The organism is Pectobacterium peruviense (assembly GCF_002847345.1).
Lineage (GTDB): Bacteria > Pseudomonadota > Gammaproteobacteria > Enterobacterales > Enterobacteriaceae > Pectobacterium > Pectobacterium peruviense.
On the sequence record NZ_LXFV01000059.1, the window covers coordinates 90,892 to 107,472 of the forward strand.

At 50.4% G+C, this 16,581-nt stretch carries 15 protein-coding genes; 8 read left to right on the forward strand and 7 right to left on the reverse strand.

Annotation, left to right across the window (positions count from 1 at the left end):
• Positions 1 to 380: 380 nt before the first annotated feature.
• A complete protein-coding gene (gene lrhA / locus A0G03_RS21470) occupies positions 381 to 1,331 on the reverse strand; it encodes a transcriptional regulator LrhA (RefSeq protein ID WP_048259477.1) in 951 nt (316 codons plus the stop codon).
• Between the two features lie 501 nt (positions 1,332 to 1,832).
• Between lrhA and A0G03_RS21475 the strand changes: the two genes are divergently transcribed.
• Both A0G03_RS21475 and yfbR read left to right on the forward strand, forming a co-directional pair.
• Entirely contained in the window at positions 1,833 to 3,047 is a 1,215-nt protein-coding gene (locus A0G03_RS21475; RefSeq protein ID WP_039484049.1) for a pyridoxal phosphate-dependent aminotransferase, read from the forward strand.
• Positions 3,048 to 3,189: 142 nt separating this feature from the next.
• The gene (gene yfbR / locus A0G03_RS21480) at positions 3,190 to 3,789 is read left to right on the forward strand and encodes a 5'-deoxynucleotidase (protein WP_048259476.1); all 600 of its coding nucleotides are present in this window, start codon (positions 3,190 to 3,192) and stop codon (positions 3,787 to 3,789) included.
• Between the two features lie 29 nt (positions 3,790 to 3,818).
• On the opposite strand, the gene A0G03_RS21485 is transcribed toward yfbR, so the two are convergent.
• The 4 genes from A0G03_RS21485 to yfbV form a co-directional block, all read right to left on the reverse strand.
• Entirely contained in the window at positions 3,819 to 5,651 is a 1,833-nt protein-coding gene (locus tag A0G03_RS21485) for an SLC13 family permease (protein ID WP_048259475.1), read from the reverse strand.
• Positions 5,652 to 5,830: 179 nt separating this feature from the next.
• Positions 5,831 to 6,487: a sugar phosphatase gene (locus A0G03_RS21490; RefSeq protein WP_048259823.1), complete on the reverse strand. Its 657-nt coding sequence runs from the start codon at positions 6,485 to 6,487 to the stop codon at positions 5,831 to 5,833.
• A gap of 21 nt (positions 6,488 to 6,508) precedes the next feature.
• The gene (locus A0G03_RS21495; RefSeq protein ID WP_005969861.1) at positions 6,509 to 7,003 is read right to left on the reverse strand and encodes a YfbU family protein; all 495 of its coding nucleotides are present in this window, start codon (positions 7,001 to 7,003) and stop codon (positions 6,509 to 6,511) included.
• A gap of 165 nt (positions 7,004 to 7,168) precedes the next feature.
• Positions 7,169 to 7,624: a terminus macrodomain insulation protein YfbV gene (gene yfbV / locus A0G03_RS21500; RefSeq protein WP_048259474.1), complete on the reverse strand. Its 456-nt coding sequence runs from the start codon at positions 7,622 to 7,624 to the stop codon at positions 7,169 to 7,171.
• Positions 7,625 to 8,053: 429 nt separating this feature from the next.
• Between yfbV and ackA the strand changes: the two genes are divergently transcribed.
• The 3 genes from ackA to A0G03_RS21515 all read left to right on the forward strand — a co-directional run bounded on the left by ackA (position 8,054) and on the right by A0G03_RS21515 (position 12,579).
• On the forward strand, positions 8,054 to 9,256 hold the full coding sequence (gene ackA / locus A0G03_RS21505) for an acetate kinase (protein WP_048259473.1): 1,203 nt from the start codon (positions 8,054 to 8,056) through the stop codon (positions 9,254 to 9,256).
• A 79-nt stretch (positions 9,257 to 9,335) separates the two neighbouring features.
• Positions 9,336 to 11,474, forward strand: a complete 2,139-nt coding sequence (pta, locus tag A0G03_RS21510) for a phosphate acetyltransferase (RefSeq protein ID WP_039297009.1) — start codon at positions 9,336 to 9,338, stop codon at positions 11,472 to 11,474.
• Between the two features lie 244 nt (positions 11,475 to 11,718).
• The gene (locus A0G03_RS21515; protein ID WP_048259472.1) at positions 11,719 to 12,579 is read left to right on the forward strand and encodes a DUF817 domain-containing protein; all 861 of its coding nucleotides are present in this window, start codon (positions 11,719 to 11,721) and stop codon (positions 12,577 to 12,579) included.
• 81 nt (positions 12,580 to 12,660) lie between these two features.
• On the opposite strand, the gene yfcD is transcribed toward A0G03_RS21515, so the two are convergent.
• Complete coding sequence (gene yfcD / locus A0G03_RS21520) at positions 12,661 to 13,341, reverse strand: NUDIX hydrolase YfcD (protein ID WP_080965223.1); 681 nt, start codon at positions 13,339 to 13,341, stop codon at positions 12,661 to 12,663.
• Between the two features lie 123 nt (positions 13,342 to 13,464).
• On the reverse strand, positions 13,465 to 14,016 hold the full coding sequence (gene yfcE, locus A0G03_RS21525; RefSeq protein ID WP_048259471.1) for a phosphodiesterase: 552 nt from the start codon (positions 14,014 to 14,016) through the stop codon (positions 13,465 to 13,467).
• Positions 14,017 to 14,280: 264 nt separating this feature from the next.
• Here yfcE and yfcG point away from each other — a divergent pair, with 264 nt between their 5' ends.
• The 3 genes from yfcG to A0G03_RS21540 all read left to right on the forward strand — a co-directional run bounded on the left by yfcG (position 14,281) and on the right by A0G03_RS21540 (position 16,556).
• Positions 14,281 to 14,907, forward strand: a complete 627-nt coding sequence (gene yfcG / locus A0G03_RS21530) for a GSH-dependent disulfide bond oxidoreductase (protein WP_048259470.1) — start codon at positions 14,281 to 14,283, stop codon at positions 14,905 to 14,907.
• Positions 14,908 to 15,063: 156 nt separating this feature from the next.
• Complete coding sequence (gene folX / locus A0G03_RS21535) at positions 15,064 to 15,435, forward strand: dihydroneopterin triphosphate 2'-epimerase (RefSeq protein WP_048259469.1); 372 nt, start codon at positions 15,064 to 15,066, stop codon at positions 15,433 to 15,435.
• A gap of 215 nt (positions 15,436 to 15,650) precedes the next feature.
• Complete coding sequence (locus A0G03_RS21540) at positions 15,651 to 16,556, forward strand: TIGR01777 family oxidoreductase (protein ID WP_048259468.1); 906 nt, start codon at positions 15,651 to 15,653, stop codon at positions 16,554 to 16,556.
• Positions 16,557 to 16,581: the final 25 nt, after the last annotated feature.

Genomic DNA, 16,581 nt, shown 5'->3' on the forward strand with positions numbered 1-16,581 from the left:
CAAGTTTGCTGCGTCACTATACCATTTTCACAGAAAATGCCTGTTCTCCCATGGGGTTATTAGGGGTATTTTTTGATCCAGCACACATTTTTACCAATTTAGTTAGTAAAAAAACCAAGATGCTTCTGGACACGGGGAGATGCTATTTTTCATAACATAATTTTAAAAAAATAGAACCGGCGTTTTATAAAACACGGGAGACCAATAATCTCGCTACGCATAGCCTATTGATGTGAAATGAAAAATACAAAGTGGGATCAGACTGAGGAAATTGGCTCGCAGAGACTCTGTCAACGCCGGTTTAACACGTTAGCCATAAATTATCATCATTCGGGGTGCATCCCTACCCTCCCCGAATGATAGTTAACTACCCATTACGATTAGATCGCGTCCTTCAGCGACGGATCGGAAGACAGCTTTCCATTCGCGCTATTTGCTAACATGCTGACAGGCGTAATGTGAGAAGGCTTCCCTGATTCAATCACATTAAAAATTGCCGTCGCCAGTTCACTCTCCTGGTTAGGATTCTGGCAGAGGAAATAACGTGTTTCAGGCAATCTCGGCAACCCTTCCTCCTCGCCTAGCACTCGCAGTTCTGGGCTCATCATTTCTACTGAACGCACGGTGATACCCATGCCGGCTTTCACCGCAGCTCGCACAGCAGATAACGTTGAAGCCACATACGCGATTCTCCAGGGGATCCCTGCGGCCGTCAGCTGCTGCGTAGCCAACGTACGGAAAGGGCTCGGCTCATCCAGCACAACCAGAGGCACGGGCTCCTGCGCTCGGAACTGATAATCCGCAGCGCAATACCATAACGTAGGAGAACTACGCAATAACACATGAGGAAACACCACACCATTCATTGTGGTAATAACCAGATCTATTTTCCCCTGACTCAGCATTTCCATCATTTCGGCGCTACGCTTTACGCTAACGTTGACGGAGAGTTTAGGAAATACAGAGGTCACCCGATGTAAAATATATGGAAGGATAGTGTCTGCAGTATCGTCAGACGCCCCAATGGTCAGCGTACCCTGAATATCGCTGTACATTAATGAAATACAAGCTTCATCATTGAATTGTAATATTTTTCTGGCATAACCCAGAAACTGGATACCATGTTCGGTCAGCAGTTTATTACGCCCGTGCCGAGCAAAAAGCTCCTTTCCGATGAGTTGCTCCAGCCGCTGCATCTGCTGGCTGACAGCCGATTGAGTTCGATTGACTGCGGCCGCCGCGGCTGCAAACGTATTTAAATCTGCAACGGCAACAAACGTCCTCAGTAAATCAAGATCGAGATTAAGTACTGGTCGATTTGCACTGGTCATACGATTTTTCACTTATCTATTTTAATTTTAACAAAATATTCCTGGTGTTTTATTACATGTAAAGGTAATGACCGATACATTTAAAGACACTATCGCAGACGCACGATAAGGGCAAAAAAATACTTATATTTCGTTACCCCTATCGCCTTTCCATTGGTAAGACATCATGTAATTAAATGGCTCACCAGCCTTAATCCTTAATTCAATAACAACGACACTTTCTCTTTATTTCATCCTGAAAAATAAATACGCTCCACACTTAAATAAACGAGCTTTCCCTGTCACCTTATTCTGGCGCTAAAAAAGTGCGGTATGAATAGTCGTCCGCCCCCTACCATATCGCACCATCCAACGAGTACACAACCATATAGTGCAGATGCGCAATCATTTGCAGCGAAAGCGATAATCATTCTTCAAAAGGTACTATAGGAGGAGTACATTAAGCAGGTTATGCTATTCCGTATGGGAATATGCGCTCTCTGCAGAAGGTTCGTACTATTTATGTCTCCGATTGAAAAATCCAAGAAACTGGAGAACGTATGCTATGACATCCGTGGCCCAGTCTTAAAGGAAGCCAAGCGGCTTGAAGAAGAAGGTAACAAAGTCCTTAAACTGAATATTGGCAACCCTGCCCCTTTCGGCTTTGAGGCACCGGACGAAATTCTGGTCGATGTCATCCGTAACCTGCCGACTGCACAGGGCTACTGTGACTCCAAGGGACTCTATTCCGCCCGTAAGGCCATCGTTCAACACTATCAGGCGCGCGATATGCGTGATATGACGGTTGAAGACGTCTACATTGGCAACGGTGTTTCTGAACTCATCGTGCAGTCCATGCAGGCGCTACTCAATCCGGGTGATGAAATGCTGGTTCCCGCACCGGATTACCCACTCTGGACCGCGGCGGTTTCCCTGTCTAACGGTAATGCCGTTCACTATCTCTGCGATGAGTCCTCCGATTGGTTCCCCGATCTGGATGATATCCGCAAAAAGATCACGTCAAATACTCGCGGTATTGTCATCATTAACCCGAATAATCCGACGGGTGCGGTCTACAGCAAAGAGTTACTGCTGGATATCGTGGCTATCGCGCGTGAACATAACCTGATCATTTTCGCCGACGAAATTTACGACAAAATTCTCTATGACGATGCGCAGCACCACTCTATTGCAGCGTTAGCGCCAGATCTGCTGACAGTCACGTTCAATGGGCTGTCCAAGACATATCGTGTGGCTGGGTTCCGTCAAGGCTGGATGGTACTGAACGGCCCGAAAAAGCACGCAAAAGGGTACATTGAAGGGCTGGAAATGCTGGCATCCATGCGTTTGTGTGCCAACGTGCCAATGCAGCATGCGATTCAGACCGCCTTGGGTGGCTACCAAAGCATCAGCGAATTTATTCAACCCGGTGGACGTCTGTATGAACAGCGCAATCGTTCATGGGAATTGATCAATCAGATCCCTGGCGTGTCATGCGTAAAACCACGCGGCGCGCTGTATATGTTCCCACGCATTGATGCCAAACGCTTTAATATCCACGACGACCAAAAATTGGTGCTGGATCTCCTGCTACAGGAAAAAGTGTTACTGGTTCAGGGAACTGCATTTAACTGGCCTTACCCAGATCATGTACGTATCGTCACGCTGCCGCGTATTGATGAACTAGACATGGCAATCCACAAATTAGGGCGCTTCCTGGGACACTATCACCAATAACCCAGCAGTAATCGAACCTCCCATCGCCGGGCCGTCGTCGCCCGGCGAAAACCTGACCTTCGTTTGCATAATCTTCAGCAAGTCCCCACAATAGACGCCCACGATATCAATATTTCACTGTGCTGTTGTCTGAGAGATCGCCATGAATCAGAGCCACTTTTTCGCCCACTTATCCCGTCTAAAACTGATCAGCCGTTGGCCATTGATGCGCAATGTGCGCACGGAAAACGTCTCCGAGCACAGCCTTCAGGTCGCCTTTGTCGCTCACGCGCTGGCGGTAATCAAAAACCGCAAATTTGAGGGTAACCTGAACGCGGAACGCATCGCGCTATTGGCGATGTATCATGATGCTAGCGAAGTGCTGACAGGTGACATGCCGACCCCCATCAAGTACTACAACGCGCAGATCGCGCATGAATACAAAAAGATAGAGAAGATTGCACAGCAGAAACTGATCGAGATGTTGCCTGAAGAGTTGCAGCAGGATTATCGGATGCTGCTGGATGACAACTATACCAGCGAAGAAGAACGCGCCATCGTTAAGCAGGCAGACGCTCTTTGCGCCTACCTGAAGTGCCTGGAAGAATTATCAGCAGGAAACGCAGAGTTCACGCTTGCCAAAGCGCGGTTGGAAAAAACATTACAGCTGCGCCACAGTCTGGAAATGGACTATTTCATGACGGTGTTCGTTCCCAGCTTCAGTCTGTCGCTCGACGAAATCAGTCAAGACTCTCCGTTATAACGAACGTCTACTATAACGGACTGGAAACATCAGAACGGATATAGCCACGGCACCATCACCACGCTGACAAGCATCACCAGCACGGTAAAGGGGACGCCCATGCGCACAAAGTCCCCGAATTTATAACCGCCCGGCCCCAGCACCAGTGTATTCACCGGTGACGACACCGGCGTCATAAACGCGGCTGATGCTGCAACGGCAATAATCATCGCAAAAGGATACGGTGACACGCCCATCTGCTTCGCCGCAGCAATCGCAATAGGTGCCATCAACACTGCTGTCGCCGTGTTGGAAATAAACAGGCCAATCACGGCACACAGCGCGAATAAGCACACCAGCATCACATGTGGCCCTGCATTCCCGGCAACATCCATCAGCCCCTTAACAATCAGCGCAACACCGCCAGTTTGCTGTAGCGCCAGCGCAAACGGCATCATCCCGACAATAAGAATAATGCTCGGCCAGTGAATTGCTCGATAGGCACCTTCCATGTCGATACAGCGGAATTTGCCCATCAGCAAACATGCGATCAGCGCGGCAACCGCATTCGGTATTTCATCCGTCAGCATCATCGCGACCATCAATGCCAGACAAAACAGCGCATGTGGTGCCTGACTCACCGCAGGGGCAACATCATCAACTTCGGCAGGAAGATTAAGCAAAAGAAAGTCGTTCTTCTGCGTATGCAATTGCCGAATCATACGCCAGTCGCCCATAACCAGCAGAATATCACCGAGTTGGAGCGGTTCATCGGCGAGAATACCGTCCATCGCTTCACCTGCCCGGCGAATCCCCACGACGCTCAGGCCGTAGCGACTACGAAACCCGACATCGTAAAGCGTTTTCCCTAGTAGTTCAGAGTCGGGGATCAAAGAGACTTCCGCCATTCCCACATCACGCGCCTGCTCAGAGAAATACTCACCGCGCAGCACCATCGGTTCAAGCCGCTGCGAGGTGCAAAATTCGCGTAAATCCATCTCAGATGCCGACATGTCGATCAGCAGCACATCGTTCAGGCGAAGTTCGGTATTGCCAGCCACGCTGATCATCACACGGCGAAATTTACGCCAGCGCTCAATGCCGACTACATTCGCCCCAAAACGCTGACGCAGGCGCAGGTCATCCAGACGGTGCCCGATAAAAGGCGATCCTGGCCGAATTGCCAGCCGGCGTGCCCTGCCCGTCAGGCGGTAATCACGAATCAAATCGCGAAACGTTCTTCTCTTCCACATTTCTTTTGCTGTTGCCGTCTCTGCATCGCCAAGCCAGTAACGCGCAACCATCATATACGCCACGCCTAACAACAACACGACCATCCCTATCGGCGTTACGCTGAAGAACCCGAAACCCGCAACGCCCTCGCGCATCAGTTCGCTGCTCACCACCATATTCGGTGGCGTCGCCACCAGCGTCATCATGCCGCTAATCAACCCAGCAAAGCTCAGCGGCATCATCAGCCTTCCGGGAGAAATTTTCATTCGTGCAGAAACACTCAGTACCACAGGAATAAAAATTGCGACAACACCAGTGGAACTCATGAAGGCACCCAGCAGCGCAACGGTGACCATCAGCAAGATCAGCATCTTTATTTCACTGCTGCCCGCAACGCGAACCAGCCAATCACCGACCTGATAAGCAACACCGGTACGAACCAACCCTTCACCTATCACAAACAGGGCAGCAATCAATATCACATTGGGATCGCTGAAACCTACCAGCGCTTCAGATAGCGGCAGTGTACCGCTCAATACAAATGCGATAATGACCAATAGCGCGACGACGTCCATGCGTAATTTATTAGTGGTAAACAACACAATGGCGATCAGCAACAGGGATAAAACCCAGAGAAGTTCGCTATTCAAAACGGTTCCCCTGACGGAAAAATACATGTTGAGAGGTGTGGGTTTCAGCATGCCATGAAAAAGAAAGCTAACGCCCATTCAGCTTGAAGTATGACGAATATAGTCTGCCATAAAAAAACCTCGCAGATGCGAGGTTTGATCATATTTAGTCACAGTTTTGTCATTATGTTACAGACAGCCTACTGGCGCAGAAGCACCTTAGCGCCGTTCGGTAATTGTTCTATTTCTATCTGCTCCAGCGAATCAAGAATCAGATCGACCTCATCTAACCCCGGCGTATCCGCTGGCGCTTTCACCGCGATGACTTTGCAGCCAGCCGCCAGACCCGATAGCACGCCTGCTGGCGCATCCTCAACGACCACACACTCTTCCGGCTTCAGCCCTAGCTGCTGTGCGCCAAGTAAATAAGCATCAGGATTCGGCTTACCTTTAGCAACCTGCTCCGCCGTGATAAAAGCACGAGGGGCAGGTAGTTCTCCGCGTTGATGGCGTGCGCTGGCAATCGGCACCGTACCAGATGTCACAATCGCCCAGGGAATATTCAGCGCATCTAAACGTTCCAACAGCGCCTTCGCTCCAGGCATGGCAACAATACCTTGCGTATCAGAAGCCTCTGTTTTCTCCAGCGCATCGAACTCCTGTTGAATCGTTTCTTCGCTCTGCCCCTGAAGAAAGTGACGCAAGGACGTGATTGCCTGCTTGCCGTGAATAAAATCCAGCACTTCCTGTGGTTCAATATCGTGATCTTTTGCCCAGTTAATCCACGCACGTTCTACAGCAGGCAGTGAATCAACTAGCGTCCCATCGAGGTCGAACAGAAAACCTTTACACTCCACAGAAAGCCCCTTTTTCATTAATCAGGCGTTGATGATCTGTGCGATCTCAACCGCACTCAAGTGATACTGGCGCGGGCAGGACTGCCAGACAGCCAGCATTCTGTTGTATTTTTCCCACATTTTCGTCTGAGCATTAAAACCATGCGTGCCCGCATCAAAGTGAGGATAGCGACCTTCTACATGCACCATAAAGCGTACAAAGCCGAGGTAACGCGCTTCCGTTGCCGCGTCAAAGCCCAGGAAAGTGAGACGTCGTTCATCCAGATCCTGCTTATCTTTTAGATTGGTCCACGACACCTGCAAAGCATGATGCATTTCCATGACGTTAATAATGGTGCGGCAAACCTCTTCGGTCAGCTCACCAAACTCGCGGTCCAGTTCACGCATCTGCAAACCGTAACCACGCTCAATGATCGTTTGTAGCCGACGATAGCGCTCAGCATTATCTGGATCGAGCATCGTCATCATTTTGTATTGGTTTGAAAGGATCAATCTCTGGGCATTCGTCATTTCCATGTTGCTCTCCTGAACCCTCTTTGGTGTAAGCCAATGTCGCTAAATAGGTATTAACCGCAGAATCGCATACTGAATCGTGTCACGATAGCGGTAGCCACCGCTTCTTTGATTTGAAACAGGGGAAAGAACAAAATAGCCATCAACCCGCACACAGCCTGACGCCGATCACAAATCATCAAGGAAGGTTTTATCAAGCTGGTTAAATGCACGTTTCAGCACATCCGCCAATGTTTGGTAAGTGGGTGCTTCTTCCAGAGGCGCTAATGCCTGACCTGACTCCAATAGCTTATGGCGAATCTCATGGAACCACTGTGCCAGCGTCGGAGGTAAGGGCGTAACAGAGCGGCGACCAAGCCACCAGAGACCTTGCAGCGGTAGGCTACAGGCAAAAAGCGCGGTGGCGATAGCTGGACCGAGCTGGCCACCAAGCGCAATCTGCCACGTTAAGGTAAACACCGCCAGTGGCGGCATAATGCGAATACCAAACCGCGTCGCTCGCGCCACACGGTTTTCAGGAAATATAGGTGCCAACTGCTTTTCTGCTGGCCACGTCTTCATGTAATGCTGCCCACGTTGGAGTAACTTTAGCCAACTGATTCTACTGTCTGGTTTCGTCGCCATAGCCACACCTCAACTTTACAGATAAAAAATAAAACTTTTGCACAAATCAACAACTCAAGTTGATAAGGTTAAAATATATTTTGTGTTTAGCCTACGCTATCGGTATCCTAAACCGGCCTTTTGGCCGCTGTATACCTAAAGTAGTATGACTACACGCAAGGAGTATAATTCCCTTCGCGATATAAGCGCAGCCAACGGCCATAACGCGGTTATCCATCGCTTTAAAAGCTGCGGTTTATATTAGGTCGCTGTCGCATTGTTGTAGCGATTATTCGATATAACATACGTCATAGTATCGACCCTATTTCACCATTGTGTCTGGTGTATCACACCAAGGTATGATGTTAATCATAAATGCCAGTGGCGGCATGCGATACGCTATGCCCTGTATGACATTTTTTTAACCATGTATAACAAGTAGGTACTTCCATGTCGAGTAAGTTAGTACTGGTTCTTAACTGCGGTAGTTCATCCCTGAAATTCGCGATCATCGATGCGATTAACGGAGAAGAGTACCTGTCTGGTTTAGCCGAATGTTTCAACCTGCCTGAAGCCCGCATCAAATGGAAAATGGACGGCGGTAAACACGACGCCGAACTGGGTGCCGGTGCAGCTCACAGCGAAGCGCTGAACTTCATCGTCAATACCATTCTGTCTCAGAAGCCAGATCTGTCTGCTCAGTTGGTTGCTATTGGCCACCGTATCGTTCACGGCGGTGAGAAGTTCACCCAATCCGCGATCATCACTGATGATGTTCTTCAGGGTATCAAAGATTCCGTACCTTTTGCACCTTTGCACAACCCGGCGCACCTGATCGGTATCGACGAAGCACTGAAATCTTTCCCGAACCTGGCTGATAAAAACGTCGCTGTTTTCGACACCGCGTTTCATCAGACCATGCCGGAAGAATCCTACCTTTATGCACTGCCGTACAAACTGTATAAAGAAAACCACATCCGTCGTTATGGCGCACACGGCACCAGTCACTACTTCGTTTCTCGCGAAGCCGCAAAAGTGCTGAACAAGCCAGTAGAAGAGCTGAACGTCATCACTTGCCATCTGGGCAATGGTGGTTCCGTTACTGCAATCCGTAACGGCGAATGCGTTGACACCTCTATGGGTCTGACCCCGTTGGAAGGCCTGGTGATGGGAACGCGTTCCGGCGATATCGATCCCGCCATCATTTTCCATCTGCACGACGCACTGGGTATGGATGTTGCTAGCATCAACACTCTGCTGACCAAAGAATCTGGTCTGCTGGGTCTGACTGAAGTAACCAGCGACTGCCGCTACGTTGAAGATAACTACGAGACGAAAGCAGATGCTAAACGTGCAATGGACGTTTACTGCCACCGTCTGGCTAAATACATCGGTTCTTACGCTGCACTGATGGAAGGCCGTCTGGATGCCGTCATCTTCACCGGTGGTATCGGTGAAAACGCAGCAATGGTTCGCGAACTGTCGCTGAAAAAACTGGGTCTTCTGGGCTTTGACGTCGACCACGAACGTAACCTGGCTGCACGCTTCGGTAAAGGTGGCAACATCGCTAAAGATGGAACCCGTCCGGCGCTGGTTATCCCGACCAATGAAGAATTGGTCATCGCCGAAGACGCTTACCGTCTGACCGCGTAAAACACGTAACTCCCAACACCGTCAGCCAAGGCTGACGGTGTTGTTTTTGACTAACGAGCAACCGTAAAGAGGTTCGGCCGTGTCCCGTATAATCATGTTGATCCCCACTGGCACCAGCGTTGGTCTGACAAGCGTCAGCCTGGGTGTCATCCGCTCCATGGAACAGAAAGGCGTTCGCCTGAGCGTGTTCAAACCTATCGCCCAGCCGCGCAGTGGCGACAATACGCCAGATCAAACCACCACTATTATTCGTGCTAATTCCGCTATCAACGCCGCCGAGCCTCTGGCGATGAGCCGCGTTGAAGCCCTGCTGAGTTCCAATCAGCAAGACGTGCTGATGGAAGAAATCATCGCGCGCTACCACGAAAATACCAAAGATGCTGAAGTCGTTCTGGTTGAAGGTCTGGTTCCTACGCGTAAGCACCAATTTGCTAATGCACTGAACTATGAAATCGCCAAAACGCTGAACGCAGAAATCGTCTTCGTACTGGCGTTGGGTAATGATTCCCCGGCACAGCTGAAAGACCGCATCGAACTGGCGCGTTCCAGCTTCGGCGGCAGCAAAAACAAAAACATCACTGGCGTGATCATCAACAAACTGAATGCGCCAGTAGACGATCAGGGCCGTACTCGCCCTGACCTGTCTGAAATCTTTGATGACTCCACGAAAGCCAGCGTTGCCAACATCGATCCTAAACAGCTGTTCGCTAACAGCCCGCTGCCGGTGCTGGGTTGCATTCCGTGGAGCTTCGACCTGATTGCTACGCGTGCCATCGATATGGCGAAGCACCTGAATGCCCGCATCGTCAATGAAGGTGATATCCAGACGCGTCGCGTTAAGTCTGTGACCTTCTGCGCACGCAGCATTCCTCATATGCTGGAGCATTTCCGTCCAGGCTCACTGCTGGTGACTTCCGCTGACCGCCCTGACGTTCTGGTTGCCGCCTGTCTGGCTGCGATGAACGGCGTGGAAATCGGTGCCTTGCTGCTGACTGGCGGCTACGAAATGGATCCGAGCATTGCCAAACTGTGTGAACGCGCCTTCCAAACTGGCCTGCCAGTATTTATGGTTGACACCAACACCTGGCAGACCTCACTCAGCCTACAAAGCTTCAACCTTGAAGTACCGGCTGATGACCGTCAGCGCGTTGAGAAAGTGCAGGAATACGTCGCACGCCACATCGACGCCCAGTGGATCGATTCACTGAGCGCTGAGTCTGAGCGTTCACGTCGTCTGTCTCCACCAGCGTTCCGCTACCAGTTGACCGAACTGGCGCGCAAAGCAGGCAAACGTATCGTTCTGCCAGAAGGTGATGAACCACGTACCGTTAAAGCCGCCTCTATCTGTGCTGAACGCGGTATTGCACAATGTGTGCTGATCGGTAACCCGGAAGAGATTCAACGTGTTGCCGCGGCTCAGGGCGTAGAACTGGGCAAAGGCATCGAAATCGTCGACCCGATTGTCGTACGTGAGCGCTACGTGGCACGTCTGGTTGAACTGCGTAAGAGCAAGGGCATGACCGAAGTGGTTGCGCGCGAACAGCTCGAAGACAACGTGGTTCTGGGTACGCTGATGTTGGAACAGGGTGAAGTTGACGGTCTGGTTTCTGGTGCCGTGCATACCACCGCCAACACCATCCGTCCGCCGTTGCAGCTGATCAAAACTTCACCGGGCAGCTCGCTGGTGTCTTCCGTGTTCTTCATGCTGCTGCCTGAGCAGGTTCTGGTTTACGGCGACTGCGCCATCAACCCAGATCCGACCGCAGAGCAATTGGCTGAAATCGCAATCCAGTCTGCTGACTCCGCTACCGCATTCGGTATCGACCCACGTGTTGCAATGATCTCCTACTCTACCGGTAACTCCGGCGCGGGTAGCGATGTTGAGAAAGTGCGTGAAGCGACCCGTCTGGCGCAGGAAAAACGTCCTGATCTGGTCATCGATGGTCCGCTGCAATACGACGCCGCTATCATGGCAGACGTTGCACAGTCCAAAGCACCGAACTCACCTGTTGCAGGTAAAGCTACCGTGTTCATCTTCCCTGATCTGAACACTGGTAACACCACATACAAAGCGGTACAGCGTTCTGCCGACCTGATCTCCATCGGGCCGATGCTGCAAGGCATGCGCAAACCGGTTAACGACCTGTCTCGTGGCGCACTGGTAGACGATATCGTTTACACCGTCGCTCTGACCGCAATTCAGGCTACACAGCTCTAATCTATATCCTAAATAATTCGAGTTGCTTGAAGGCGGCAACTGCGCGAATCCCCAGGAGCTTACTCAAGTAAGTGACTGGGGTGAGTAAGGGAAGCCAACGCACAATCAGCTTGAAGTATGACGGATATATTCAGATTAATTCTGTTATCTTCTATGCCAGCCTCAGGGCTGGCATTTTTATTGCCATTCGCACGAAAAATCACACCACGCAGACACAAAAACAACCATAAAACAGGGTCGATGGATGACTGTAATACAACGAGTAGATCAACACTTTCAGCAGCAATTGGAAAAAGGGATCACACCTTCATCGCCAAAAGGGTTAGCCCGTTTTTTTATTGAATTTCTCTATTTCGGCGTCAAAGAAGCCCGCGCCTGTCTCTTCGTTGGTCTGTTCTTTCTTGCAGTTTTCAGCGTGCCGAAAGCGGGCTGGTTTTCTATCCCGCGTTATGATTTGCTGCTGATATTCGCCATTCTGATTCAGGGATGGATGGTTGCCAGCAAATTGGAAACCTGGGACGAGTTAAAAGCCGTTACGTTGTTTCATCTCGTGGGTTTTGCGCTGGAGGTCTTTAAAACCTCATCGGGTATTCGTTCCTGGTCTTATCCTGATTTCGCCTATACCAAGGTATTCGGTGTGCCACTGTTCGCCGGATTCATGTACGCCTCTGTAGGTAGCTACATCATTCAGTCATGGCGATTATTTGATCTTAAAATTCGCCATCACCCACCCTACTGGCTGGCAACGCTGGTTGCGCTACTTATTTATGCTAATTTCTTCACTCACCACTACATCGGCGACTATCGCTGGTACATCGCCGCACTAGCCGTCGGGCTCTATGCGCGTACCACCGTCATTTTCACGCCTTACGATCGGGAACGGCGAATGCCGCTGTCATTGGCTTTTATTCTGATCGGCTTTTTCATCTGGCTGGCTGAAAATATCAGTACGTTTTTCAGTATCTGGAGTTATCCAGAACAGCTCGGCGCCTGGTCGATGGTTCACGTAGGGAAATGGAGTTCGTGGGCTTTGCTGGTGATCATGACGTTCACCATCGTGATTTACCTGAAGGATATCAAAAAGAGTATTCATGTTCCTGAGTGATGCACTGCGCGCCATCATCTGGAAATAGACGCCGCTGCGGAGAAAAAGCAGCGGCGAGGTAGGGATTTAGCTGATGTTAGATTATTTCTGAGAATCGGCTTTCGATGACTCGACGCCGCTGTCGTTTTCATGATGAACACTGTCATCATGAATGCTTTCATCATGAGTACTTTCAGCATAAACAACAGATGCCGCAGAAGCTTCTACCGCCTCGTTCAACTTACGTGAAATCGGCTTGCCATAATCCTGATCGCTATAGCGCGTCAGCCACAGCGAGAGGGCTTTCAGGGAGTCCGGCGTAAACTCATCGCAGCGTGCGGTGATTTCTTGCGGCGTCAGCCAGCTGACTTCATCAACTTCTTCTTCCTGTAGCGCAAACGGCCCGTGGGTGACGCAGCTAAATAATCCGCCCCACACTCGGCAATTTTCGCCTTCGTAATAGAACAAACCGTGTTCCGCGAACGGCACGCCAGCAATCCCAAGCTCTTCTTCAGCTTCACGACGCGCGGATTCCAACATCTGTTCGCCGCTTTGCACCACGCCGCCTGCGGTTGCATCCAGCCAACCGGGATAGAAGTCTTTGATTTTCGTCCGGCGCTGCACCAGAATTTTACCCATGCCATCATGCACAACAATGTAAGTGGCGCGATGACGAAGACTCTGAGCACGCATCTGCTGACGACTTGACTGAGCAATTACCTCGTTGTTTTCATTGACGATATCAACCCACTCTGTGCCTGCTGCCTGACTTTGTTCCGCCATCCTCTGAAACCCTTTAGTATTGGCACGTTGCTACGCGCGTCTGTTTTAAATGATCGATCTTTGCTGCGAATATTCTCTGCTACCTTGCCATTATTCAAGGTCAAAAACAGGATATACGCTAAATTAGTGCCTAATCACGACCTGTGCAATAGGCTCACCACCGTGTAGTGGCAGAACCCACAGTTCATCTTGTTCAAGCAAACCGTAGCTCGCGGGGTATCCCCCTTTTGGCAAGCTCACTGAGCCGGGATTAAAAAAATAGTATTCACCGCGTTGCTCAGCAACCGGGATATGGGTGTGCCCGTATACCAGCACATCCCCCACGTGTAACGGCGGTAAATTATCTGGATGATAAAGATGACCGTGCGTCAGGAAAAGGCGATTCTGCGGCAATAGCACATGTTGCCACGGTGCCGTTATCGGAAAGCTCAGGAGCATCTGATCAACCTCGCTGTCGCAGTTCCCTCGCACGGCAATGATGCGTGACGCATAATCGTTCAATCGAGCAGCCACTTCAGCAGGCTGATACTTTTCCGGCAGCGGGTTGCGCGGGCCATGATTGAGAAAATCGCCTAGTAAAATAAGCCAGTCAGCATGACTCTGCTCAAAGATTTCCAACACACGCTCCGTCGCACTAAGAGAACCGTGTATATCGGACGCAAACATCAATTTCATCGCTCATCCCCGCAACGTTTATATCAACCATGTTGTATCCACAACAGCGTCATCCTTCATTGGACGTAGTCTATCAAAGTTGGCGGGGTGCTTCCGGTAAAGATCGTGCAACGACGTGCGCCATCGCTTATTTTTCACTCGCAGAAGTGGTAGGGTAAGAGCCCGTTCCTCAATACGCTATTCTGACAGCGCACCGCTCTCTGAAGCGGTCAACTGCCATACAGTTCCATGATGTTTTTCTGAATTAAAACGGAGACTTGATTCATGATTGACCTGTATTACGCACCAACCCCGAATGGGCACAAGATCACCCTGTTTCTGGAAGAAGCTAATCTCCCCTACCAACTCCACCGCGTAAACATCAGCAAAGGCGAACAGTTCAAGCCGGAATTTTTGGCTATTTCGCCTAACAACAAAATTCCCGCAATTGTCGACACGCAACCCGCGGAAGGTGACACGCCGATTAGCCTGTTTGAATCTGGGGCGATTTTACTCTATCTGGCGGAAAAACACGGCGTATTGCTGAGTTCGTCGCTACGTGAGCGCACAGCCACGCTACAGTGGCTGTTCTGGCAAGTCGCTGGTTTCGGACCAATGCTGGGGCAGAATCATCATTTTAACCACTATGCGCCTCAGCCAGTGCCTTATGCGATTGAACGCTATCAGCAGGAGACGCAGCGCCTGTATCGCGTACTGGATAAACATCTGCAAGACAGCCTTTGGCTAGCAGGGGAAAATTACAGTATCGCCGATATTGCGACCTACCCATGGGTCGTGTCTTATGCCCGCCAGCGCATCGACCTTGATGACTATCCTGCAGTGAAGGCGTGGTATACGCGTATTAGCGATCGCCCAGCAACGCAGAGGGCTTACCAGCTAGCCGAGCAGTAAAATTCTGGCGCATCTCATTCGGCCTTTGGGTATCTTCTGTTATGGTAATCAACATATCGTTGTTAATGATATTGTTACCAACGAGCAGCTTACCTGTTAACGATTCCCTGACGCTGTGGTTTATTCGCAGCAACAGAAGCAACCGAGGGCCGAGCAATGCCATATACTCATTCTGACGCCATTATTCGTATAAAAAATCTGCGGCTGCGCACCTTCATCGGTATCAAAGATGAGGAAATCACGAATAAGCAGGATGTGATCATCAACGTTGTGATTCACTACCCAGCAGAAAAAGCACGTAACAGCGAGAATATCGCTGATGCGTTGAACTACCGCACCATCACCAAAAATATCATTCGCCACGTGGAAGATAACCGCTTCGCTTTGCTGGAAAAATTAACGCAGGATGTGCTCAACATCGCCAGCGATCACGACTGGATAACCTATGCTGAAGTAGAAATAGATAAACCGTTTGCCTTGCGATACGCCGATTCAGTTTCTATGACCCTGCGTTATCACAAGGCATAAAGTTCATATACTCTAAATAATTCGGGTTTCAGGCAGGCGGCAAGGGAAGGACAAATTTGTCGGGAACGAATTTGACCAGCCAGCGGCTGGCCTTCGGTGAGAGACAGGATGTCTCTCATTTCATTCCGATGAGCTTACTCAAGTAAGTGATTCGGGTGAGTGAACGAAGCCAACGCACATGCAACTTGAAGTATGACGAGTATAAAGGGGAAGCGATGCAACTACTCATAACAGGCGGAACCGGCCTTATTGGCCGCCATCTTATCCAACGATTACAGCTGCTTTCCCATCACATCACCGTACTGACACGCGATCCTGAGCGTGCACGAGGTGTTCTCGGCAATCAGGTGGAATATTGGTCAACGCTGAGCAATATCACCTCGCTGAACGACTTTGATGGCGTCATTAATCTGGCGGGCGAACCTATCGCCGATAAACGCTGGACGTCACAACAAAAGCAACGTTTGGCACAGAGTCGCTGGAGCATCACCGAGCAGCTTGCCACGCTGATTAAAGCCAGCAGTGAGCCGCCAGCCGTTTTCATCTCAGGCTCCGCTGTCGGATACTATGGCGATCAAGGCGAAGCGCTGGTCACAGAAGATGAATCCCCTGTCGATGAATTCACACACCACCTGTGCGCCCGCTGGGAAGCGCTAGCACAGTCTGCCGAAAGTGATAAAACTCGCGTCTGCCTGCTGCGCACCGGTATTGTTCTTTCGGCTCAGGGCGGTGCGCTGGCAAAAATGCTGCCGATTTTCCGCGTCGGGCTCGGTGGGCCGATGGGTTCCGGCAAGCAATATATGCCGTGGATTCATATTGATGACATGGTTAACGGCATTATCTATCTGCTGGACCAGCCAATATTGCGCGGCCCCTTCAATATGGTTGCGCCCTATCCGGTTCACAATGAACAATTTTCAGCCATGCTGGCACACGTATTGGATCGCCCCGGCTTTCTACGAGCGCCCGCTTTCGCGATCAAATTACTGATGGGAGAAGCCTCGACATTGGTGCTAGGTGGACAGCGCGCCATACCACAGAGATTAGAGGCCGCAGGCTTTGGTTTCCGTTTCTTTGAGCTGGAAGAAGCCCTGCAAGACGTCACCAAAAAACTGGGCTGACCCAGTAGCTGAGAACGGTGATAAT